This window comes from Roseibium sp. (assembly GCF_048260565.1).
Classification (GTDB): Bacteria; Pseudomonadota; Alphaproteobacteria; order Rhizobiales; family Stappiaceae; genus Roseibium.
In genome coordinates, this window is the sequence record NZ_JBLXGP010000006.1 from 198,190 (window position 1) to 218,493 (window position 20,304).

Here is a 20,304-nt window from a genome sequence, read left to right on the forward strand (position 1 = left end):
CCCTGATGAGGATAAAATGAGCGATAGCCGCGAACCCGCGACCTGGCATGGCACCACGATCCTGATGATCCGCAAGGGAGGCAAGGTCGTGATTGCCGGTGACGGGCAGGTTTCGCTCGGCCAGACCGTGATCAAGAACACCGCCCGAAAGGTCCGTCCCCTTGCCAAGGGCGAGGTGATCGCCGGTTTTGCCGGGGCGACGGCGGATGCCTTCACCTTGTTCGAACGGCTGGAAGCAAAGCTGGAACAATACCCGGGTCAGCTCATGCGCGCCTGCGTCGAACTGGCCAAGGACTGGCGCACCGACCGGTACCTGCGCCGTCTGGAAGCCATGATGCTGGTTGCCGACAAGCAGGTGTCGCTGGTGCTGACCGGCACCGGCGATGTTCTGGAGCCGGAAGGGGGCGTCATGGGCATCGGTTCCGGTGGCAACTATGCCCTTGCGGCGGCCCGAGCCCTTATGGACAGCGATCATGACGCGGACGCGGTGGCGCGCAAGGCGATGGCGATCGCCGCCGACATTTGCGTCTACACGAATTCCAATGTGCTTGTTGAATCCCTGGACAGCGAGACCTGACAGCGCCTGCCGGGGCTAAGACGTTTCCGTCATTGCTCCCGGGCGTATTACGACCGGCACAACTGACATTCCCTATTTGATGGTAAAGACATGACAGACTTTTCACCCCGCGAGATCGTTTCGGAACTGGACCGCTACATTGTCGGCCAGAAAGATGCCAAGCGTGCCGTGGCGATCGCGCTACGCAACCGCTGGCGTCGCCAGCAGCTTGAAGGCCAAATGCGTGAAGAGGTTCTGCCGAAGAACATCCTGATGATCGGCCCGACCGGCGTCGGCAAGACGGAAATCTCCCGCCGGCTGGCAAAGCTCGCCAATGCGCCGTTTGCGAAGGTCGAGGCGACGAAATTCACCGAGGTCGGCTATGTCGGCCGGGATGTAGAACAGATCGTCCGCGACCTGGTGGAAGCCGGAATCGCCCTGGTGCGCACCGAAAAGCGCGAAGCGGTGAAGGCCAAGGCGCATCTCCTGGCCGAGGAACGGGTCCTTGATGCACTGGTCGGAGCCAGTGCCAGCCCGGCGACCCGGGAAAGCTTCCGCAAGAAACTGCGCGACGGCGAGATGGACGAAAAGGAAATCGAGATCGAGGTTCGGGCACAGCCGCAGATGCCGAGCTTCGATCTGCCGGGCATGCCGGGCGCGAGCGTCGGCGTGATGAACGTGTCCGATCTGCTCGGCAAGGCCTTTGGCGGTCAAACCAAGACCAAGCGGACGACGGTGAGCGAGTCTTACGAATTCCTGATCAACGAGGAATCCGACAAGCTGCTCGACGAGGACAAGATCATCCAGGAAGCCGTGTCGCTGGTGGAAAATTCCGGTATCGTCTTCCTCGATGAAATCGACAAGATCTGTGCGCGCGAAGGCCGTGCCGGTGCCGACGTTTCCCGCGAGGGCGTGCAGCGCGACCTGCTGCCGCTGATCGAGGGAACGGTGGTTTCCACCAAACACGGACCGGTAAAGACCGACCACATTCTCTTCATCGCCTCAGGTGCCTTCCATGTGGCAAAGCCCTCCGACCTGCTGCCGGAACTGCAGGGCCGGTTGCCGATCCGGGTCGAGCTCAGGGCTCTCACCAAGGAAGACTTCCGCGCCATCCTGACCGAGCCCGAGGCAAGTCTCATCAAGCAGTATGTCGCGCTGATGCAGACGGAAAACCTCAACCTGTCCTTCACCGAGGAGGCCATTGACGAGATCGCCTCGGTTGCCGTCGACCTCAACGCGTCCATTGAGAACATCGGGGCGCGCCGGCTGCAGACGGTGATGGAGCGGATCCTGGACGAAATCTCGTTTACGGCGCCCGACCGCGGCGGCGAAACCGTCGAGATCACGGCGGACTATGTCCGGGAGAACATCGGCGAACTGGCGAAGAACGTCGATTTGTCGAAATTCATTCTCTAGGCATCGCCGAAAAGATCTCGCACAGTTCATTCCGACAGGTGCTGCGCCATGTCACAGGCGCGGGACTGTTCATGACCCTCTCGTCCTGCTTGCAGGCGGGCGCGGCGGATGGCAGCATGCGCGCATGGTAGCGATCAGAAAGAGCAACGAGGAAGGTCACCGCCGGAAGTTTCTGGTGGTGGTCGACGATACGCCGGAATGTGACCGCGCGATCGTCTATGCCGCCAAACGGGCGGCGCGGACGAGCGGGATCGTGACGCTTTTGTTCGTGGTCGCCCCCGGCGACTTCCAGCACTGGCTCGGTGTTGAGGACATCATGCGCGCGGAGGCCACGGAAGAGGCCGAGGCGACACTTGCCAAGGCGGCGGAGCGGGTTCGCTCCGTCGCGAAGACCGAACCGGAGACCGTCATCCGGGAGGGCAACAAGGCCGAAGCGGTTCTGGAACTGATCGAGTCCGATACGGATATCGCCATCCTCGTGCTGGCGGCCGGGACGAGTTCGGAAGGACCCGGGCCCCTGGTGTCGTCCATCGCCGGAAAGTCGGCCGGCAACTTCCCGATCCCTGTGACGATCGTGCCTGGAAACCTGGATGACGATTCGATCGCGGCGCTGGCATGACGCCGTCCGGACAGGTAAAAGGTTCGCACCGGCGGGGTTGATATTTTTCGTCACGGGTATATCTACATTTTAATCATTCCAAAGTGCGTCCGTCTGGGTTAGAACTGATCATCGTATTTTTACGTATCTTGCGATAAGCAGACGGAAGCCAACAGGACAGGCGCGGCGGTATCGCCGCAAGGACACGATATGTTTATTCAGACGGAAGCAACGCCGAATCCGGCAACCCTGAAATTCCTGCCCGGGCGGGTCGTCCTGCCGGAAGGGACCTACGACTTCCGCTCGTCCGCCGACGCGGCCGCTTCTCCGCTTGCGGAAAAGCTGTTCCAGGTTCCCGGCGTGGTCGCGATCTTTTTCGGCCACGATTTCATCACCGTCACCAAGGACGATACGGACTGGCAGCACATGAAGCCCGCCATCCTCGGGGCGATCATGGAACAGTTCATGTCCGGCCAGCCGGTAATGGCGACCGGTCAGGCCGAAGACCTGGAAGATGGCGAATTCTTCGAGCAGACTGACGAAGACACCGTGAACGTCATCAAGGACCTGCTGGAAACCCGGGTGCGTCCGGCCGTGGCGCAGGATGGTGGCGACATCACCTTCAAGGGCTTCAAGCAGGGCGTGGTTTATCTGTCCATGCGCGGCGCCTGCGCCGGTTGCCCGTCTTCCACCGCGACCCTCCAGCACGGTATCCAGAATCTTCTGAAGCATTTCGTGCCGGAAGTGCAGGAAGTCCGCCCGATTTAGGAAAGTCTCTTTCGCTTGAAGAGGTTGGGCCCGGTGCTTCGCCGGGCCTTTTCGTGTTTGTGCTGTCTCAGGCCCGTTTTCGCGCTTACAAGCCCGACCTTCGGGCTAAGTCCAAAGCGCGGGTGGACGGGTGGCAAGGACAAGGGTAATGGAAACGGACCATGCGCGTTCTTGCCATCGATACCGCCCTTGCCAATTGTGCCGCTGCCGTCTGCGATGACAGCGCCGCGACCCCGTGTCTGGAGGTCAGAAGCGAAGAAATCGGCCGGGGGCACGCGGAAAAACTGATGGACATGATCAGTGAGGTCATGGCGGAATCCTCGACAGCCTTCACCGATCTCGACCGGGTGGTGGTCACGACCGGGCCGGGAAGTTTCACCGGATTGCGTGTCGGCCTGTCCGTCGCCCGCGGCTTCGGCCTCGTTCTCGGAAAGCCGGTCGTCGGCGTGACCACGCTTGCGGCCCTTGCCTGCGCTGCGGCAAACGATCCCAAGGCGGGGTCCACCATCCTGGTGGCGCTGACGGGAAAAGGCGAGGAAGTCTATTGCCAGACGTTCGATGCCCAAGGTGAGCCTGCCGGCGAGCCTGCCGTACGCACCCTGACCGACCTGAAGGACAGCCTGCCTGCCGATGTGACCTTTGCCGGTTCAGCGGCCCGTGCGGTAGCGGAAGCGGCGGGATACGGCGAGGAGCGGATCTTGTCGGAATGCGGCTATCCGGATATCAGGGATGTCGCACGGCTTGGAATTGCGGCCGATCCGAAACAGGCGGCCCCCGTACCGCTTTACCTGCGGCCGCCCGAGGCCTCGCCGCCGAAGTCGGGAAGGATTGAAAGGCAATGAGTTTCTGGTGGTTCCGGACGGCACCGCCTGTCGTTGAGGATGCGCTGGATGAAGATCTGCCGAAGCTCGCAGAAATCCATGCGAAGTCCTTTGCCCATGACTGGGATGCGGAGGAACTGGCGCGCCTGAAGGCGCAGCCGGGCGTCTCGGTGAGCGTCGCCCGCCGGGCAAGTCCCTATGGCACGCGCAATCCGCTCGGATTTCTGATCCTGCGCCAGGCTGCCGATGAGGCGGAGGTGATTACCATTGCAGTCGATCCGCGGTATCGCGGCCGCGGGGTTGCCCGGAAACTGATGAAGGAGGGCATGTTTCGTCTCTACGGTGACCGTTGCGCCAGCCTGTTTCTGGAAGTCGACGCGGCCAACGAGCCGGCCCTTCAGCTTTACAAGGCCCTCGGTTTTCGCCAGGTCGGCGAGCGCAAGGGCTATTATCGTTCCGGCGATGGGGATGGCACCGCGCTTGTCATGCGCGTGGATCTTCGCTAATCGCTTGCCACATGACCGATGATCGAGGCAGGAGCAATGGCCCAGATTAAGGCAGTCCTTACGATCCTTGCTTTGACGGTCGTCTCCCTTGTCCTGATCCCGCTGCAGTGGCTGGCGATGAAGGCCGGCCATCCCGTTCAGCGCAAGCTGCCGCATCTCTGGCATGTGATCGCAACCCGCCTGGTCGGTATCCGCATTCATCAGGAAGGAAAGCCGACCGGCGACCGTCCGCTGCTGATCACGGCGAACCATGCCTCCTGGGTGGATATTACGGTCGTCGGTTCCCTGATTCCGCTGTCCTTTATTGCCAAGTCGGAAGTCTCCGGTTGGCCGGTGTTCGGCTTGTTTGCGAAGCTGCAGCGCACAGTGTTCGTCAACCGCACCCGGCGGACTGAAACCGGCCGGACCGCGGATGAAATCGCACAGCGTATGGCCGAGGGCGACGCCATGGTGCTTTTCGCCGAAGGGACCTCGAACGACGGCAATTCGGTGCTGCCGTTCCGCTCCGCCCTGCTCGGGGCGGCGACCCGGGCGCTCGGCGACGACGGCAAGGTCTGGGTCCAGCCCCTGTCGGTCGCCTACAGGAGCCTCCACGGACTGCCGATGGGCCGCCAGTTCCGGCCCCATGTCGCCTGGTACGGCGACATGGAACTTGCCGGTCATCTCTGGGGCGTCTTCACCGAAGGCGCGCTTGATGTGGTGGTGACCTGGGGCGAGCCGGTCGAGGTGGACGCAACGACTGACCGCAAGGCGCTGACCCGGGATCTGGAGGCGGCCGTCAGGGCCATGACCGTCGCATCACTGACCGGTGCAGGCGAACGGCGGCAAGATTCTGCCGAAAACCCGGCCGCTTCCCTATTCTCAAGCGGGGAAAAACCGGCTAAAGCAGGCGCAGAACAATGAGGGCGCCGAACTTGCGCCGGAAAATGCGTGCATAGGGGACCTTGAGGTCCGATCGGCCGCTAACCATCTACCGAAGATCTCAGAGAGTGTGAACTATGCGGCCCAGCCGTCCGGAAGTTGAAATCGTTGAAGCCCCGGCCCGGGAAGAGACCGGCTCCAATCGGAAGCGGAAGGTCTTCGTGCGGACCTACGGCTGCCAGATGAACGTCTATGACAGCGACCGCATGACCGACGTGCTGGCACCGGAAGGCTTTCAGGCGACCGAGGATCTGGAAGAGGCCGATCTGGTGATCCTGAACACCTGCCACATCCGGGAAAAGGCTGCCGAAAAGGTCTATTCCGAGCTCGGCCGCATCCGGAAGGTCAAGGAAGAACGCGCCCGTCAGGGTAAAGACATGATGGTCGGCGTCGCCGGCTGTGTCGCTCAGGCGGAAGGCGAGGAAATCGCCCGCCGCGCGCCCATTGTCGATCTGGTGATCGGCCCGCAGAGCTATCACCGCCTGCCGGGCCTTCTGGCGAAGGCCGGTGCCGGCGAAAAGATCGTCGAAACCGAATTCGATATCGACGCGAAGTTCGCGCATCTGTCGGAACAGGCCGCCGCGCCGGTGAAGAAACGTCCGCCGGCGGCGTTCCTGACCGTGCAGGAAGGCTGTGACAAGTTCTGCACGTTCTGTGTCGTCCCTTACACCCGCGGTGCCGAGGTGTCCCGTTCGGTCGAACAGATCGTCACCGAGGCGGAGCAAATGGCAGCAAACGGCGTCCGCGAAATCACCCTTCTGGGCCAGAACGTCAATGCGTGGCATGGCGAAGGCGCCGATGGGAAGGCCTGGGGTCTGGGCCGGCTGCTGCGCCGGCTGGCGGAGATCGACGGTCTCGACCGGCTGCGCTACACGACCAGCCATCCGCGCGACATGGACGATGAACTGATCGCGGCGCATCGGGACCTGAAGGCCCTGATGCCCTATCTGCATCTGCCGGTTCAGTCCGGTTCCGACCGGATTCTGAAGGCGATGAACCGCCGCCACACCCGCGACGACTATTTCCGCCTGATCGACCGGATCCGCGAGGCCGCGCCCGATATCGCCCTGTCCGGTGATTTCATCGTCGGCTTCCCGGGAGAAACGGACCAGGACTTCGAGGACACAATGGACCTGATCCGGCGGGTCGATTACGGGTCCGCCTTTTCGTTCAAATACAGTTCGCGGCCGGGAACCCCTGGTGCGACCATGGACGATCAGGTGCCCGAAGACGTCAAGAGCGCTCGGCTTGCCGCCCTTCAGGATCTGGTCAGCGCGCAGCAAAAAGCCTTTAACGCCTCGCGGCTCGGCATGACCTGCGACGTGCTTTTGGAGCGCAAGGGTCGCAACCCTGGCCAGCTGGTCGGCAAGTCGCCCTGGCTGCAGGCGGTTCAGCTTGACGCGCCGGAAAATCTGATCGGCAGCATACAAGCGGTGGAAATCATCGAGATCGGTGCCAATTCGCTGTTCGGACGGCTGATTGAAAGGCAAGATGAAAGCGGATCAAACCGTCCAGGCGCCATCAAGGAGGCGGCATTTGACGCGTGACAGCCAAGTAACGGCTCGCAAGGGTTCGGACACATCAGCGGTTCCGGCATCCGACATGACGCATATCGTTCTCGCGTTCGAAGACAACAGGCTTATCGGTGATCTCTTCGGCCAGTTCGACCAGAACCTTGCTCTGATCGAACAACGGCTCGGTGTCGATGCGGTTGCGCGCGGCAATCAGGTCACCCTGAAGGGAAGCCACGCGGGCTGTGCCCAGGCGCGCACCGCCCTCGAGGCGCTGTATCAGCGTCTGCAGCAGGGCCATGAGGTTCATCCCGGAGATGTCGACGGCGCGCTGCGCATGGCGGCTGCCGCAGAAGCGCAATTGCCGCTGCCGACCCTGGAGCCGAAGTCCCGTCTCGCCTTCGCGCAGATTTCCACCCGCCGCAAGACGATCGTCGCCCGCACGCCGACCCAGGATGCCTATATCCGGTCCATGGACCGCGCTGATCTTGTCTTCGGCACGGGACCTGCCGGCACGGGCAAGACGTTTCTGGCCGTTGCCTACGCGGCGGCCCTGATCGAGCGCGGCGATGCCGCGCGCCTGATCCTGTCCCGTCCCGCCGTGGAAGCGGGCGAGCGCCTGGGCTTCCTGCCCGGCGACATGAAGGAAAAGGTCGATCCCTATCTGCGTCCGCTCTACGACGCGCTTTACGAAATGATGCCACCGGAAAAGGTCGACCGGGGCCTGCAGTCGGGCATGATCGAGGTCGCGCCGCTCGCCTTCATGCGCGGCCGGACGCTCTCCAATGCCGTGGTCCTGCTCGATGAGGCGCAGAATACCACGTCGATGCAGATGAAGATGTTCCTGACCCGCTTGGGGGAAGGATCGAAAATGATTGTCACCGGCGATCCGAGCCAGGTCGATTTGCCCCCCGGGCAGATGTCCGGCCTGCGCGAGGCTCTGTCTTTGCTGACGGATGTCGAAGGCGTGGCCCATGTCCGCTTTACGGAAGCCGACGTGGTCCGGCATGAACTCGTCGCCCGGATCGTGACGGCGTACGACAATGCTTCGCGCGAGGTGCTGCAGGAACGCGAGCGTCGCCGGTCCGGCGAGACGGAAGCGGCGCAATGACGGGAGAGGCGGCGGGCCTGGAAATGGCTCTGCCGGAAGGCTTTCAGATCGATCTCAGTGTCGAGGCCGGCGACTGGCCGGACGAACCGGCGCTTGAAGACCTGTGCGCCCGTGCCATCGGTTGCGCCCTGCGTGCGGGGCATTTACAGGCATCGCCCGGATCCGAGGTGTCTCTTCTGTTCACCGACGATGCGTCGATCCGGGTATTGAATCGGCGCTGGCGAGAAAAGGACAAGCCGACCAATGTGCTTTCTTTTCCGGGAAGCGATCCGGAAGGTGAGATCTACGGACCGATGCTCGGTGACATCGTTCTGGCAAGCGAAACCGTTCACCGCGAAGCGGACGAATTGGGAATTGAATTTGCCGATCACCTTACCCATCTGATTGTTCACGGAATACTTCATCTTTTCGATTATGATCATCAGGAAGAAGACGAGGCCGAGGCGATGGAGCAGCTTGAAAGGACAATCCTTGCAAGGCTGGATATCGCCGATCCCTATCAGGACAGGCCGTTGCTTGCCGATGAGAATTAAGCCAGGCCCAGTGAGCCTAGATTGACGACATGACTGCTTCAGACGCCCGAAGTCCCGAAACCTCCTCCGCGCCATTCGAAGGCGCGGCAAAGCAGGACGCCGAAGACCCGCAACAGAGCGGGCCGCCGAAGGCGGCGGCCATCTGGAATACCCTCAGACGGATGTTCGGCATGCGCCGGGCGACCGGTAGCCTGAGGGAAAACCTCGAAGACGAACTTGCCCGCGAAGGCAGCGGCGATACGGCCTTTTCTCCGGAAGAGCGGATGCTGCTCGGCAATATCCTGCGCCTGAGAGAACTGCGCGTCGACGACGTGATGATCCCGCGGGCGGACATCGATGCGGTCGAGAGCAGCTCCAGTCTCAGCCGTGTGATGGAGCTGTTTGAGGAAAGCAGTCACTCGCGCATGCCGGTCTATGAGGAAACCCTCGACGATCCGCGCGGCATGATCCACATCAAGGATCTCATGGCCTTCATCGCCGCGCGCGCTTCCGTCAGTGATGACAAGCCGGACACCTCAGGCGAGGACGGTGAGGAGACCCCGCCGCGCGGCCATAATCTCCGGGAACTGGATCTGTCCCGTGTCGATCTGTCCGGATCGTTGAAGGAAGCCGGCCTTGTTCGTGAACTTCTTTTCGTTCCGCCTTCCATGCCCGCCACGGATCTGATGGCGAAGATGCAGGCGGACCGGATCCAGATGGCGCTCGTCATCGATGAATATGGCGGAACCGATGGTTTGGTCTCGCTGGAGGATCTCGTCGAGGAAGTCGTCGGCGATATCGAGGACGAGCACGACGAGGACGAGGAAGCCATGCTGGCGGAAACCGGGGATGGCGGCTGGATCGCAGATCCGCGGCTTCCGCTGGAGGATCTCGATCAGACTTTGGGCACCCAATTCGCGACCGGCGAGATTTCCGAAGACGTCGATACGCTCGGCGGGCTGCTGTTCGTCTCCATCGGACGCGTGCCGGTGCGCGGCGAGCTCCTGGCCGCTCCCGGGCTCCCCGGCTACGAGTTCGAAGTGCTGGATGCGGACCCGCGCCGGATCAAACGCCTGCGCATTCGCCGCCGCAAACCCGATGGCAGGCTGCCGGAACAGCGCAGACGCGTGAAGAAATCCGAGGCCCCGGCAAGTTCCGGACAATCGCCGGCAGACCAATAAACGCCAATTCCCGGACCGCGAATAACCGCGTTCCACTCCGGGACTTGACCCCGGTTTGCGCGCGGCGCAAAGCTCGGGTGCATAGCGATTCGGCCGGGAACTGAAAGCGATGGAGCGTAGCCTTGGGGCTTTGATGGCGGTATCCAACGCCTGCCTGCTTGCCTGGGGGTGGCGCAGACGTGGCCTGGCTTTCGCCGCGGGCGGCGTATCCGCATTCGCGCTCCCGCCCTTCGGCTGGTTTCCCCTGCTGTTCGTAACGTTTCCCGCTCTCGTCTGGCTTCTGGACGGGGCAATTGAAACCGGGACCCGGCAATCTGCCTTGAGGCGGGTCGCATCCGGGTTTTCCATCGGCTGGTGGTTCGGGTTCGGATACTTCCTGGCCGGTCTGTGGTGGATCGGCAGCGCCTTCCTTGTCGAAGCCGACCGGTTTGCCTGGATGATGCCCTTTGCGGTTCTGGCCATGCCCGTGGGCCTTGCGCTCTTCACCGCGGCCGGGACCGCCTTTGCCGCGCTGTTCTGGACCGATCGCTGGAGCCGGGTTCTGGCGCTGGCGCTGTTCCTGTCTCTCGCCGACTGGGTGCGAGGCCATGTGCTCACGGGTTTTCCCTGGAATCTGTTCGGCTACGCGTTCTCCAAGCCTCTGGTTCTGGCCCAATCCGCAAGCCTGATCGGTATCTACGGCTTGAGCTTTCTGGCCGTCCTGATCTTTGCCTTGCCGGCGGTTCTGGCCGATCACAAGCCCCTGCGCGCTCGTCTTGCCGGCCTGGCGGCGTCTCTCGTATTGCTCGCGGGTACGGCTGTTTTCGGTTTCATTCGCCTCGATCTTGTTGAGGACCCAGGTTTCAGCGATGTGGACGTGCGTGTCGTTCAGCCGTCCATTGCCCAGACGGAAAAGTGGGTGCCGGAAAACAAGGACTGGATCTTCGATACCTATCTGGACCTCACCCACAAACCGCTTGGCGGAACCGCACGCGTCGGCCACGAACGGCTGATTATCTGGCCCGAGTCCGCCGTTCCCTTTCTCCTGACCCATGAGCCGGGAGCGCTCTACCGGATTTCGCAGTCGCTTCCGCCGCAAACAACGCTGATCACCGGTGCGATCCGGTTCGAGCGGTCCAGCGACGGGCCGGCCTACTACAACAGCGTCTATCTGATCGATACGGACGGCGAGGTTCAGGATGTCTACGACAAGGTCCATCTGGTTCCGTTCGGCGAGTATCTGCCTTTGCGGTCCCTTCTCCAGCGTCTGGGACTGGAACAGCTCGTGGACGTGCCGGGGACGTTTCATGCGGGCCTGCGCCACCGCGTCATGCTGCCGCAGGCGGCCCCGTCGTTTCTGCCGCTGGTCTGCTACGAGGCAATCTTCCCGGATTTCGCGGGCGCTTCCGATGTCCGCCCGGGGTTTTTGCTGAATGTAACGAACGACGCCTGGTTCGGAGATACGACGGGGCCGTATCAGCATTTCGCCCAGGCCCGGATGCGGGCAATCGAGCAGGGCCTTCCGCTCGTAAGGGCGGCAAACACCGGAATATCGGCGGTTATCGACGCGAAAGGGCGGGTGCTCGACGCGCTGCCTCTTTTGACGCGGGGCGTGATCGACAGCAGATTGCCGGAACGTTTACCCATGACAATTTACGCAGGGTACGGCGACGTGATCTTTGCGGTATTCTCAATTTTAAGTTTTGTTTTACTTTCAAAACATCGATACAACCCGGGTTCGCGTAAAAATTGATTTTTCTGCTTGGGGAATGTGAATACCCTGTGATACAACCGTGACATTGCTTCGGATGACGGAGCGCGGTGAAGCGTGCTTGTTGTGTCGGGATCAAGTTGATCAGGTACGCGGGGGTAGGTGCTTGTTCATCCGATTCAATTGGAGAACTTGGCGGAATTCAGCCAATAAATAAGAAAGACCAAAGACCCATGCCCAGCAAAAAGGCACCAAATCCGATTGATATTCATGTTGGAAGCCGGGTTCGGCTTCGGCGCATGATGCTTGGGATGAGCCAGGAAAAGCTTGGAGAAGCTTTAGGCATCACCTTCCAGCAGATTCAGAAATACGAAAAAGGCACGAACCGGATCGGCGCAAGCCGTCTGCAGCACATCGCGACGATTTTGAAAGTGCCTGTTGCGTTCTTCTTTGAAGATGCGCCGGGTACGCCGGACGAAGCCGAGGGCTTTGGCGAATCTCAGCCCACATCCTATGTGGTCGATTTCCTTTCTTCTTCCGAGGGTCTGTCTCTCAACAAGGCCTTCGTCCGCATCGAGGACCCGAAAGTGCGCCGTAGAATTGTGGATCTGGTCCGTTCTTTGGCCGGTGACGACTAAGAAATGCGGCTTCGCGCTTGACGCGGGGAAGAACTTTCAGGATTGATGCGCATTGAAGCGGCGAGTTCATTCGCCGCTTCAATCATATTCATTCCCAGAAGGACGATAGCCAATGGCCCGTCAAGATTATCTCTTCACCTCTGAATCCGTGTCGGAAGGACATCCGGACAAAGTCTGCGATCGTATCTCCGATGCCGTAGTCGATGCATATCTGAGCGAAATGCCCGAAGCGCGTGTTGCCTGCGAAACGCTGGCGACGACAAACCGCATCGTGATCGCTGGCGAAACCCGTGGTCCGAACACGATCACCAAGGATTATATCGCGCATCTGGCACGCATGGCGGTGAAGGATATCGGTTACGAACAGGAAGGTTTCCATTGGGAGACCTGCGACGTCGCGGTTCACCTGCATGCCCAGTCCGCCCATATCGCGCAGGGCGTCGATGCGGCGGACAACAAGGACGAGGGCGCGGGCGACCAGGGCATCATGTTCGGTTACGCCTGCCGTGAGACGCCGGAACTGATGCCGGCCCCGATCCTGTATTCCCACAAGATCCTCAAGACCCTTGCCGAAGCCCGCAAGTTCGGCAACGCAGGCGTTCTGGGCCCGGATGCAAAGAGCCAGGTCACCGTCCGTTATGAAAACGGCAAGCCGATGGAAGTCACCTCCATCGTGCTGTCGACCCAGCACCTCGACGCGACCATGACGTCCGAAGATGTGCGCAAGGTCGTCGAGCCTTATATCCGTGAAACGTTGCCGGCCGGCTGGATCACCGACGGTACCCAATGGCACGTCAATCCGACCGGCGCCTTCGTCATCGGCGGTCCGGACGGCGACTGCGGCCTGACCGGTCGCAAGATCATCGTCGACACCTACGGCGGTGCGGCCCCGCATGGCGGCGGCGCCTTCTCCGGCAAGGATCCGACCAAGGTCGACCGGTCGGCTGCCTATGCGGCGCGTTATCTTGCAAAGAACGTCGTCGCCGCCGATCTGGCCGAGAAGTGCACCATCCAGCTGTCCTACGCGATCGGCGTTGCCGACCCGCTGTCGGTGTATGTCGACCTGCACGGAACCGGCAACTGCGACGAAGCCAAGCTCGAAAAGGGACTGCGCGAAGTCATGGGGCTCACCCCGCGCCGCATCCGCGAGCACCTGAAGCTCAACAATCCGATCTACGAGCGCACCGCGGCTTACGGCCACTTCGGTCGTGATCCGGATGCCGATGGCGGGTTCTCCTGGGAAAAGACCGATCTGGTCGACGCCCTGAAGACCGTTGTAGGCTGATCGCTGACCTGACGACAAAGATGGAAAGTGCTCCGCCGGCCTCCTGGGGGCCGGCGGAGCCATATATGCCAAACCATGACCGATCGATACGAAGGCGCCTTTTTCGGCCGCCGCAAGGGAAAGCCGCTCAGCCCCAAGCGTAGCGCGCTGATGGAAAACGAGCTGCCCCGTCTGGGCCTGGACCTGACCGCCCCGGCGCCGGACACGCTCTGTCGCTTGTTTACGGTGCCGGTGCGCGAAGTCTGGCTGGAAGTGGGTTTCGGCGGCGGCGAACACCTCCTGCACCGCGCGCGCGAAAATCCGGACATCGGTTTCATCGGCGTGGAGCCCTTCATCGGCAGCATGGCGAAGGCGGTCACTGCGATCGTGGACGAGGGCATTGAGAACATCCGGCTCCATGCCGACGACGCCGTCGATGTGCTCGACTGGCTCCCGGAAGCGTCTCTTGATCTTGCCTATCAGCTCTACCCGGATCCCTGGCCCAAGAAGCGTCACTGGAAACGCCGCTTCGTCAATGCGGCGAACCTGGACCGGTATGCCAGGGTCTTGAAGCCGGGCACCGAATTCCGCTTCGCAAGCGACATCGATACCTACGTGGACTGGACCCTGCGCCATTGCCACGATCATCCGGCCTTCGAGTGGACGGCGGAATGCGCCGACGACTGGCGCAGGCCCTGGGCCGGCTGGCCCGGCACGCGCTATGAGGCCAAGGCCCTGCGCGAAGGACGGGTGCCGCGCTATTTGACTTTCCGGCGGACAGGCACCACCTAAAAGCTGTCGGGAACCGGTTAGCCCTTGCGTTTTGCTGTTGTTTGACTGTATACAGTCGCTGTTTCACCTCAAACGGCTCATATGGCGGTATTGAGAGTGGGCCCGCAGGGGACCCGCTCTTTTTTGCATACAGGGCTCGATGAGACTGATCGGCGGAAGGCTGCGCATGCGCGCCAGGCGCCGGTTTCGATCCCGGTTCTTCGTGGAATGACGGGATGTTGCAGGAGTAGGGCGTGAGCGCAAACGAAGCGAGAATCATAACGGAGCAGGGACTGGATGCCCGTGTGGCCGCTATTGTGGAGCCGGTAATCGAGGATCTCGGCTATCGTCTCGTGCGCACCATGATCAGCGCGGCCAACGGCTGCACGCTGCAGATCATGGCGGAACGCCCGGACGGAACCATGACCGTCGAGGACTGCGAGACCATCAGCCGGGCCGTTTCGCCGGCACTCGATGTGGAAGACCCGATCAACCGGGCCTACCACCTGGAAATCTCGTCTCCGGGGATCGACCGGCCGCTTGTCCGTGCCGGCGATTTCGAGCGTTGGGCCGGCCATGAAGTCAAGATCGAGCTCGCGGTGATGCTCGACGGCCGCAAACGGTTCCGCGGCACGCTGCTGGGCGTGAAGGACGGAGCGGCGCTGGTCCGCCTGGCGGATGTGCGCAAGGACGAACAGGATACTTTCGAACTGCCTCTGGAAGACATCGGCGAAGCCAAGCTGGTTCTGACGGATGATCTGATTACTGCTGCGCTGAAAGCGGAAAAGGCGGCTTTGGCCGCGCGGGGCGCGCAGATGGAAACTGAAAGCAAGGCCAACTGAGGAAGTGCCCTGCGCATTGGGGCTTCCGACTAAACAAAAGCGCGTCATGCGGAAAATGAGACGTGCAAGAGGAGTGGATTGAATGGCTATCAGCGCGAACCGGCTGGAATTGCTGCAAATCGCCGACGCGGTTGCCAGGGAAAAGTCGATTGACCGCAACATCGTCATCACGGCGATGGAGGATGCGATCCAGAAGGCTGCCCGGTCCCGCTACGGTACCGAGACGGAAGTGCGTGCCGAGATCAATGCCAAGACCGGTGAAATCCGTCTCCAGCGTCTCCTGCAGGTCGTTGAAGCAGTCGAAAACGTTTCGACCGAAATCTCCCTCGACGATGCGCGCGCCCGCAATCCGGAAGCAAATCTCGGCGACTTCATTGCCGAGCCGCTGCCGCCGCTCGATTTCGGCCGTATCGCGGCGCAGTCCGCCAAGCAGGTGATCGTGCAGAAGGTGCGCGAAGCCGAGCGTGACCGCCAGTACGAGGAGTTCAAGGACCGTGTCGGCGAAGTCGTCAACGGCGTGGTCAAACGCGCCGAATACGGCAACGTGATCGTCGATCTCGGCCGTGGCGAGGGTATCGTCCGCCGCGACGAACTGATCCCGCGCGAAGCCTTCCGCACCGGCGATCGTATTCGCGCCTATATCTACGACGTGCGCCGCGAACAGCGCGGTCCGCAGATCTTCCTGTCGCGGACCCATCCGCAGTTCATGGCAAAGCTGTTTGCCCAGGAAGTGCCGGAAATCTACGACGGCGTCATCGAGATCAAGTCCGTTGCCCGCGATCCGGGATCGCGCGCGAAGATCGCCGTGATCTCCAAGGACAGCTCGATCGATCCGGTCGGTGCCTGTGTGGGTATGCGTGGTAGCCGCGTGCAGGCCGTGGTCGGCGAACTGCAGGGCGAAAAGATCGACATCATTCCGTGGAACGAGGATCCGGCGACCTTTATCGTCAACGCCCTCCAGCCCGCCGAAGTCGCCAAGGTCGTTCTTGACGAAGACGCGGAACGCATCGAAGTGGTCGTTCCTGACGAACAGCTGTCGCTCGCCATCGGCCGTCGCGGCCAGAACGTGCGTCTGGCGTCCCAGCTGACCGGCTGGGCCATCGACATCATGACCGAGCAGGAAGAATCCGAGCGCCGCCAGAAGGAATTCCAGGAACGCTCGCAGCTGTTCATGGATGCTCTCAACGTCGACGAGATGGTTGGCCAGTTGCTGGCGACCGAAGGCTTTACCTCCGTGGAGGAAGTGGCCTATGTCGATCTGGACGAAATCGCCATGATCGAGGGTTTCGACGAGGAAACGGCGGAAGAGATCCAGGCCCGTGCCCGCGATTATCTGGAAGAGCTGGAAGCGAACCTGGACAAGAAACGCATCGAACTCGGCGTTTCCGACGATCTGCGGTCCATCGACGGCATGACCACGGCGATGATGGTCGCTCTCGGCAAGGACGACATCAAGACCATGGAAGACCTTGCAGGCTGCGCGGCAGACGATCTGGTCGGCTGGACCGAGCGCAAGGATGGAGAAACCAAGCGGTTCGAGGGCTCCTTGAGCGGAATGGATCTGTCGCGGGCCGAAGCCGAGGCCATGGTGATGGCTGCGCGCGTTGCCGCCGGCTGGGTCACCGAGGAAGAACTGGCCGCAATGTCGGCTGAAGCCGAGGTGGAAGACGCCGAGGAAATCGAAGAGGCAGAAACCGAAACGGCACCTGCGGGTGCAATTCTGAACGGCTGAACAAGCCGATCGCAGGCAATCCGGCCGGAGAGAGTGGGTGCCAAAAAAGAACGAACCGACGGAACGGCAATGTGCCGTGAGCCGCAAGGTACTTCCGGTGGATCGTTTGATACGGTTTGTTCTCGACCCGGAAGGCCGGGTGGTGCCGGATCTGAAACGCAGACTTCCCGGACGGGGCGTCTGGATTACCGCGGCGCAGGACGTCGTTCGTGCCGCGGAAAAAGAGAAGAAACGGGTTTTCGGCAGGGGCTTCAAATGTGAAGCCCGCGTTGAACCGGGGCTTGCGGAGCAGTTAGACGCTCTCATGGAAAAGAACGCCCTGCAGGCGTTGTCCATGACCCGCAAGGCCGGTGAGCTGATAACCGGTTTTTCGAAAGTAGAAGCGGCTCTGCGGCGCGACGAGGTCGCAGGGCTCATTCATGCCTCGGACGCAGCCGAGGATGGAATTCGCAAGCTGACGGCGGTGGCCGCCAGCCGATTTGACACAGTAAACGGGCTTTCCGTCGTCCGTTTGTTCGATTCGACTCAATTGGATTTGGCATTGGGTCGGTCAAATGTGATACATGCTGCACTGCTTGCGGGTCCGGCGAGCGAAAACTTCCTGTCGCGAGTGCGCGAACTGGAAGCATTCCGGTCGAATTCCGCCGCAGACGAACAAGGCAACCCAGGCAGTGCGGTTGCGCAGGACTGAAGGCAATATGAGCGATACGAAAAACCCAGGCGACAAGACAATCAGCGTTGAGCGCAAGACGCTCGGCCTCAAGCGGAGTGGTGGCGATCAGGGAACTGTTCGGCAGTCGTTCTCCCATGGCCGGACGAAGGCGGTCGTCGTCGAGAAGAAGAAGCGTCGCGTTGTGGTGCCCGGCCAGGAGCCGAAGGCCGAGCAGTCCGCACCCGTGGCGAAGCGCCCCGACGAAGCGCCGGAAGCTCCGCGCGCCAAGCCGGCTCCGGAGGCGCCCCAGGCACCCCGCCGTGGCGGTCAGCGCCCGAAGGGCGGCAATGTTCTGCGTTCCCTCACCAAGGAAGAGGCCGAAGCGCGCGCTGCCGCGCTCAAGATGGCCCAGGTCCGTGAGGTCGAGGAGCGCAAGCAGGCCGCGGAAGACGCCAAGCGGCGCGCCGAGGAAGAAGCCCGCCGCAAGGTAGAGGAAGAGGCCCGGCGCAAGGTCGAGGAAGAAGAGCGCAAGAAGCGCGAGGAAGAAGAAGCCCGCCTTGCAGCCGAAAAGGCTGCCGAGGAAGCCCGCACCGGGGCCGACAAGCCTGCCGAGGCGCCCGCCCGGTCCGCTGCTGCAGCGTCCGAAGCCGCCCAGCCGGCCGAAGGCAAGGACGAGGCGCGTCCGGCACGCACCGACCGTCCGGCTGGAGCCCGTCCCGCCCGTACGGAAGAAGAAAGCAGCGACGATGATCGCGGCAAGGGCGGACTGCGTGCCGTCAAGCGCCAGAAGCCGGCTCCGACTCCGGCCCGGCCGCGCAGTGGCGATGATCGCCGCCGGTCCAAGCTTACGATTTCTGCAGCGACCGGGGGATCCGACGAGCAGCGTTCGCGCTCGCTCGCTTCGCTACGCCGTCGCCGTGAAAAGGAAAAGCGCGGCAGCCAGCAGGTGGTCCGCGAGAAGATCATGCGTGAAGTGATCCTGCCGGAAGCCATCACGATCCAGGAACTCGCCAACCGTATGGCCGAGCGCGCCGTCGATGTGATCAAGCTTCTCATGAAGCAGGGTCAGATGATGAAGATCAACGACGTCATCGATGCCGATACGGCGGAACTGATCGCGGTCGAAATGGGCCACACGGTCAAGCGCGTGTCGGAAGCCGATGTCGAGGAAGGCCTGTTCTCAACAGAGGACGCCTCTGAGACCATGAAGCAGCGGCCGCCGGTCGTGACCATCATGGGTCACGTCGACCACGGCAAGACGTCGTTGCTGGATGCGATCCGCAATTCCAAGGTGGTTACCGGGGAAGCCGGCGGCATCACCCAGCATATCGGCGCCTATCAGGTGGAGCAGGACGGCAACAAGATCACCTTCATCGATACTCCGGGCCACGCCGCGTTCTCGCAGATGCGTGCCCGTGGTGCGAAGTCGACCGATATCGTGATCCTGGTGGTGGCCGCCGACGACGGTGTCATGCCGCAGACCAAGGAAGCCATTGCCCACGCCAAGGCGGCCGATGCACCGATCATCGTCGCGATCAACAAGATCGACAAGGTCGGCGCCGATCCGAACCGGGTGCGCACAGAGCTTCTGCAGGACGAAATCGTCGTGGAATCCATGGGCGGTGACGTTATCGACGTTGAAGTGTCGGCACTCAAGGGCACGAATCTCGACAAGCTTCTGGAAATGATCCTGCTTCAGTCCGAAGTTCTCGAACTGAAGGCCAATCCGGATCGCAAGGCCGAGGGTATCGTGGTCGAAGCCCAGCTCGACCGCGGCCGCGGCCCGGTTGCGACCGTTCTGGTCCAGAAAGGTACCCTGCGTCCGGGTGACATCCTTGTCGCCGGTGCCGAATGGGGTCGCGTGCGCGCCATGCTCGACGAGGACGGCAACCAGGTGGCCGAAGCCGGCCCGTCCAAGCCGGTCGAGGTTCTCGGGTTCCAGGGTACGCCGGAAGCCGGCGACATGGTCGCCGTGGTCGAGAACGAAGCCCGCGCCCGTGAGATCGTCGACTATCGTCAGCGCCAGATCCGCGAAAAGGCCTCGGTCCTTGCGTCCGGCGCCCGCGGTTCGCTCGAGCAGATGATGAACCGCCTGCAGGAAACCGGCAAAAAGGAATTCCCGCTGGTACTCAAGGGCGACGTGCAGGGTTCGGTCGAAGCGATCTCCCATGCGCTCAACGAACTCGGCACCGACGAAGTCGCGGCGCGCATCCTGCTCGCAGGTGTCGGCGGGATCACCGAAAGCGATGTCACCCTGGCAACCGCGTCCAAGGCGCCGATCATCGGCTTCAACGTGCGTGCCAACAAGCAGGCCCGCGAAGCGGCGGCCCGCGAAGGCATCGAGATCCGCTACTACAACATCATCTACGACCTGGTGGATGACATCAAAGCGGCCATGTCCGGGCTTCTGTCGCCGGAGCGGCGGGAAACCTTCCTGGGCAATGCGGAGATCAAGGAAATCTTCCACATTTCCAAGGTCGGCAAGGTCGCAGGCTGTCTGGTCACCGAAGGGGTCGTGGAACGCGGCGCCAATGTTCGCCTCATTCGCGACGACGTCGTCATCCACGAAGGCCAGCTTGGAACGCTCAAGCGCTTCAAGGACGAGGTCAAGTCGGTCGAATCCGGTCAGGAATGCGGCATGAACTTCGTCAATTACCAGGACATGCGCCCCGGGGACATCATCGAATGTTTCCGTGTCGAGGAGATCGCCAGGACGCTTTAAGCGCCCCGCCGCATCGGAAATCGGACGCCGGCGTGATCAAGTACGATTACGCCGGCGTCTTCTATTTGAAAGCTGTCGCCGGCTGGTAGCCG

At 61.9% G+C, this 20,304-nt stretch carries 19 protein-coding genes; all 19 read left to right on the forward strand.

Annotated elements, in window-relative coordinates; all coding sequences use genetic code 11:
* Positions 1-16: 16 nt before the first annotated feature.
* The 19 genes from hslV to infB all read left to right on the forward strand — a co-directional run bounded on the left by hslV (position 17) and on the right by infB (position 20,212).
* Positions 17-577, forward strand: coding sequence for an ATP-dependent protease subunit HslV (gene hslV, locus ACN0SO_RS15175; RefSeq protein ID WP_417679154.1), 561 nt, complete (start codon positions 17-19; stop codon positions 575-577).
* 90 nt (positions 578-667) lie between these two features.
* Positions 668-1,972, forward strand: coding sequence for an ATP-dependent protease ATPase subunit HslU (hslU, locus tag ACN0SO_RS15180; protein ID WP_417679156.1), 1,305 nt, complete (start codon positions 668-670; stop codon positions 1,970-1,972).
* A gap of 124 nt (positions 1,973-2,096) precedes the next feature.
* Positions 2,097-2,591 carry a universal stress protein gene (locus tag ACN0SO_RS15185; RefSeq protein ID WP_417679158.1) on the forward strand — a complete coding sequence of 165 codons (495 nt, stop codon included), beginning with the start codon at positions 2,097-2,099 and terminating at the stop codon, positions 2,589-2,591.
* Positions 2,592-2,780: 189 nt separating this feature from the next.
* Complete coding sequence (locus ACN0SO_RS15190; protein WP_346893550.1) at positions 2,781-3,338, forward strand: NifU family protein; 558 nt, start codon at positions 2,781-2,783, stop codon at positions 3,336-3,338.
* Between the two features lie 161 nt (positions 3,339-3,499).
* On the forward strand, positions 3,500-4,180 hold the full coding sequence (gene tsaB / locus ACN0SO_RS15195) for a tRNA (adenosine(37)-N6)-threonylcarbamoyltransferase complex dimerization subunit type 1 TsaB (RefSeq protein ID WP_417679160.1): 681 nt from the start codon (positions 3,500-3,502) through the stop codon (positions 4,178-4,180).
* Entirely contained in the window at positions 4,177-4,665 is a 489-nt protein-coding gene (locus ACN0SO_RS15200) for a GNAT family N-acetyltransferase (RefSeq protein ID WP_417679162.1), read from the forward strand. Before tsaB ends, ACN0SO_RS15200 begins: the two co-directional genes overlap by 4 nt.
* A gap of 36 nt (positions 4,666-4,701) precedes the next feature.
* Positions 4,702-5,568, forward strand: a complete 867-nt coding sequence (locus tag ACN0SO_RS15205; protein WP_417679164.1) for a lysophospholipid acyltransferase family protein — start codon at positions 4,702-4,704, stop codon at positions 5,566-5,568.
* 95 nt (positions 5,569-5,663) lie between these two features.
* Complete coding sequence (miaB, locus tag ACN0SO_RS15210; RefSeq protein ID WP_417679167.1) at positions 5,664-7,133, forward strand: tRNA (N6-isopentenyl adenosine(37)-C2)-methylthiotransferase MiaB; 1,470 nt, start codon at positions 5,664-5,666, stop codon at positions 7,131-7,133.
* A gap of 55 nt (positions 7,134-7,188) precedes the next feature.
* The gene (locus ACN0SO_RS15215; RefSeq protein ID WP_417679169.1) at positions 7,189-8,208 is read left to right on the forward strand and encodes a PhoH family protein; all 1,020 of its coding nucleotides are present in this window, start codon (positions 7,189-7,191) and stop codon (positions 8,206-8,208) included.
* On the forward strand, positions 8,205-8,741 hold the full coding sequence (gene ybeY, locus ACN0SO_RS15220; protein ID WP_417679171.1) for an rRNA maturation RNase YbeY: 537 nt from the start codon (positions 8,205-8,207) through the stop codon (positions 8,739-8,741). Before ACN0SO_RS15215 ends, ybeY begins: the two co-directional genes overlap by 4 nt.
* Before the next feature lie 29 nt (positions 8,742-8,770).
* The gene (locus ACN0SO_RS15225; protein WP_417679173.1) at positions 8,771-9,901 is read left to right on the forward strand and encodes a transporter associated domain-containing protein; all 1,131 of its coding nucleotides are present in this window, start codon (positions 8,771-8,773) and stop codon (positions 9,899-9,901) included.
* Positions 9,902-10,010: 109 nt separating this feature from the next.
* Positions 10,011-11,633 carry an apolipoprotein N-acyltransferase gene (gene lnt, locus ACN0SO_RS15230; RefSeq protein WP_417679176.1) on the forward strand — a complete coding sequence of 541 codons (1,623 nt, stop codon included), beginning with the start codon at positions 10,011-10,013 and terminating at the stop codon, positions 11,631-11,633.
* Between the two features lie 191 nt (positions 11,634-11,824).
* Positions 11,825-12,229 (forward strand): helix-turn-helix domain-containing protein, encoded by a 405-nt coding sequence (locus tag ACN0SO_RS15235; protein ID WP_417679178.1) that lies wholly within the window; start codon positions 11,825-11,827, stop codon positions 12,227-12,229.
* A gap of 112 nt (positions 12,230-12,341) precedes the next feature.
* Positions 12,342-13,514 carry a methionine adenosyltransferase gene (gene metK / locus ACN0SO_RS15240; RefSeq protein WP_417679180.1) on the forward strand — a complete coding sequence of 391 codons (1,173 nt, stop codon included), beginning with the start codon at positions 12,342-12,344 and terminating at the stop codon, positions 13,512-13,514.
* A gap of 75 nt (positions 13,515-13,589) precedes the next feature.
* Entirely contained in the window at positions 13,590-14,285 is a 696-nt protein-coding gene (trmB, locus tag ACN0SO_RS15245; RefSeq protein ID WP_417679182.1) for a tRNA (guanine(46)-N(7))-methyltransferase TrmB, read from the forward strand.
* Positions 14,286-14,518: 233 nt separating this feature from the next.
* Positions 14,519-15,106, forward strand: a complete 588-nt coding sequence (rimP, locus tag ACN0SO_RS15250; protein ID WP_417679184.1) for a ribosome maturation factor RimP — start codon at positions 14,519-14,521, stop codon at positions 15,104-15,106.
* An 82-nt stretch (positions 15,107-15,188) separates the two neighbouring features.
* On the forward strand, positions 15,189-16,838 hold the full coding sequence (gene nusA, locus ACN0SO_RS15255; RefSeq protein ID WP_417679186.1) for a transcription termination factor NusA: 1,650 nt from the start codon (positions 15,189-15,191) through the stop codon (positions 16,836-16,838).
* A gap of 37 nt (positions 16,839-16,875) precedes the next feature.
* Positions 16,876-17,529: an RNA-binding protein gene (locus tag ACN0SO_RS15260; protein WP_417679188.1), complete on the forward strand. Its 654-nt coding sequence runs from the start codon at positions 16,876-16,878 to the stop codon at positions 17,527-17,529.
* A 7-nt stretch (positions 17,530-17,536) separates the two neighbouring features.
* Positions 17,537-20,212: a translation initiation factor IF-2 gene (gene infB / locus ACN0SO_RS15265; protein ID WP_417679190.1), complete on the forward strand. Its 2,676-nt coding sequence runs from the start codon at positions 17,537-17,539 to the stop codon at positions 20,210-20,212.
* Positions 20,213-20,304 lie beyond the last annotated feature (92 nt).

What these genes read in the sequence shown, in the direction of transcription:
- hslV (WP_417679154.1), top strand. Translation starts at nt 17, where the DNA reads ATGAGCGATAGCCGCGAACCCGCGACCTGGCATGGCACCACGATCCTG.
- hslU (WP_417679156.1), top strand. Translation starts at nt 668, where the DNA reads ATGACAGACTTTTCACCCCGCGAGATCGTTTCGGAACTGGACCGCTAC.
- ACN0SO_RS15185 (WP_417679158.1), top strand. Translation starts at nt 2,097, where the DNA reads ATGGTAGCGATCAGAAAGAGCAACGAGGAAGGTCACCGCCGGAAGTTT.
- ACN0SO_RS15190 (WP_346893550.1), top strand. Translation starts at nt 2,781, where the DNA reads ATGTTTATTCAGACGGAAGCAACGCCGAATCCGGCAACCCTGAAATTC.
- tsaB (WP_417679160.1), top strand. Translation starts at nt 3,500, where the DNA reads ATGCGCGTTCTTGCCATCGATACCGCCCTTGCCAATTGTGCCGCTGCC.
- ACN0SO_RS15200 (WP_417679162.1), top strand. Translation starts at nt 4,177, where the DNA reads ATGAGTTTCTGGTGGTTCCGGACGGCACCGCCTGTCGTTGAGGATGCG.
- ACN0SO_RS15205 (WP_417679164.1), top strand. Translation starts at nt 4,702, where the DNA reads ATGGCCCAGATTAAGGCAGTCCTTACGATCCTTGCTTTGACGGTCGTC.
- miaB (WP_417679167.1), top strand. Translation starts at nt 5,664, where the DNA reads ATGCGGCCCAGCCGTCCGGAAGTTGAAATCGTTGAAGCCCCGGCCCGG.
- ACN0SO_RS15215 (WP_417679169.1), top strand. Translation starts at nt 7,189, where the DNA reads ATGACGCATATCGTTCTCGCGTTCGAAGACAACAGGCTTATCGGTGAT.
- ybeY (WP_417679171.1), top strand. Translation starts at nt 8,205, where the DNA reads ATGACGGGAGAGGCGGCGGGCCTGGAAATGGCTCTGCCGGAAGGCTTT.
- ACN0SO_RS15225 (WP_417679173.1), top strand. Translation starts at nt 8,771, where the DNA reads ATGACTGCTTCAGACGCCCGAAGTCCCGAAACCTCCTCCGCGCCATTC.
- lnt (WP_417679176.1), top strand. Translation starts at nt 10,011, where the DNA reads ATGGAGCGTAGCCTTGGGGCTTTGATGGCGGTATCCAACGCCTGCCTG.
- ACN0SO_RS15235 (WP_417679178.1), top strand. Translation starts at nt 11,825, where the DNA reads ATGCCCAGCAAAAAGGCACCAAATCCGATTGATATTCATGTTGGAAGC.
- metK (WP_417679180.1), top strand. Translation starts at nt 12,342, where the DNA reads ATGGCCCGTCAAGATTATCTCTTCACCTCTGAATCCGTGTCGGAAGGA.
- trmB (WP_417679182.1), top strand. Translation starts at nt 13,590, where the DNA reads ATGACCGATCGATACGAAGGCGCCTTTTTCGGCCGCCGCAAGGGAAAG.
- nusA (WP_417679186.1), top strand. Translation starts at nt 15,189, where the DNA reads ATGGCTATCAGCGCGAACCGGCTGGAATTGCTGCAAATCGCCGACGCG.
- infB (WP_417679190.1), top strand. Translation starts at nt 17,537, where the DNA reads ATGAGCGATACGAAAAACCCAGGCGACAAGACAATCAGCGTTGAGCGC.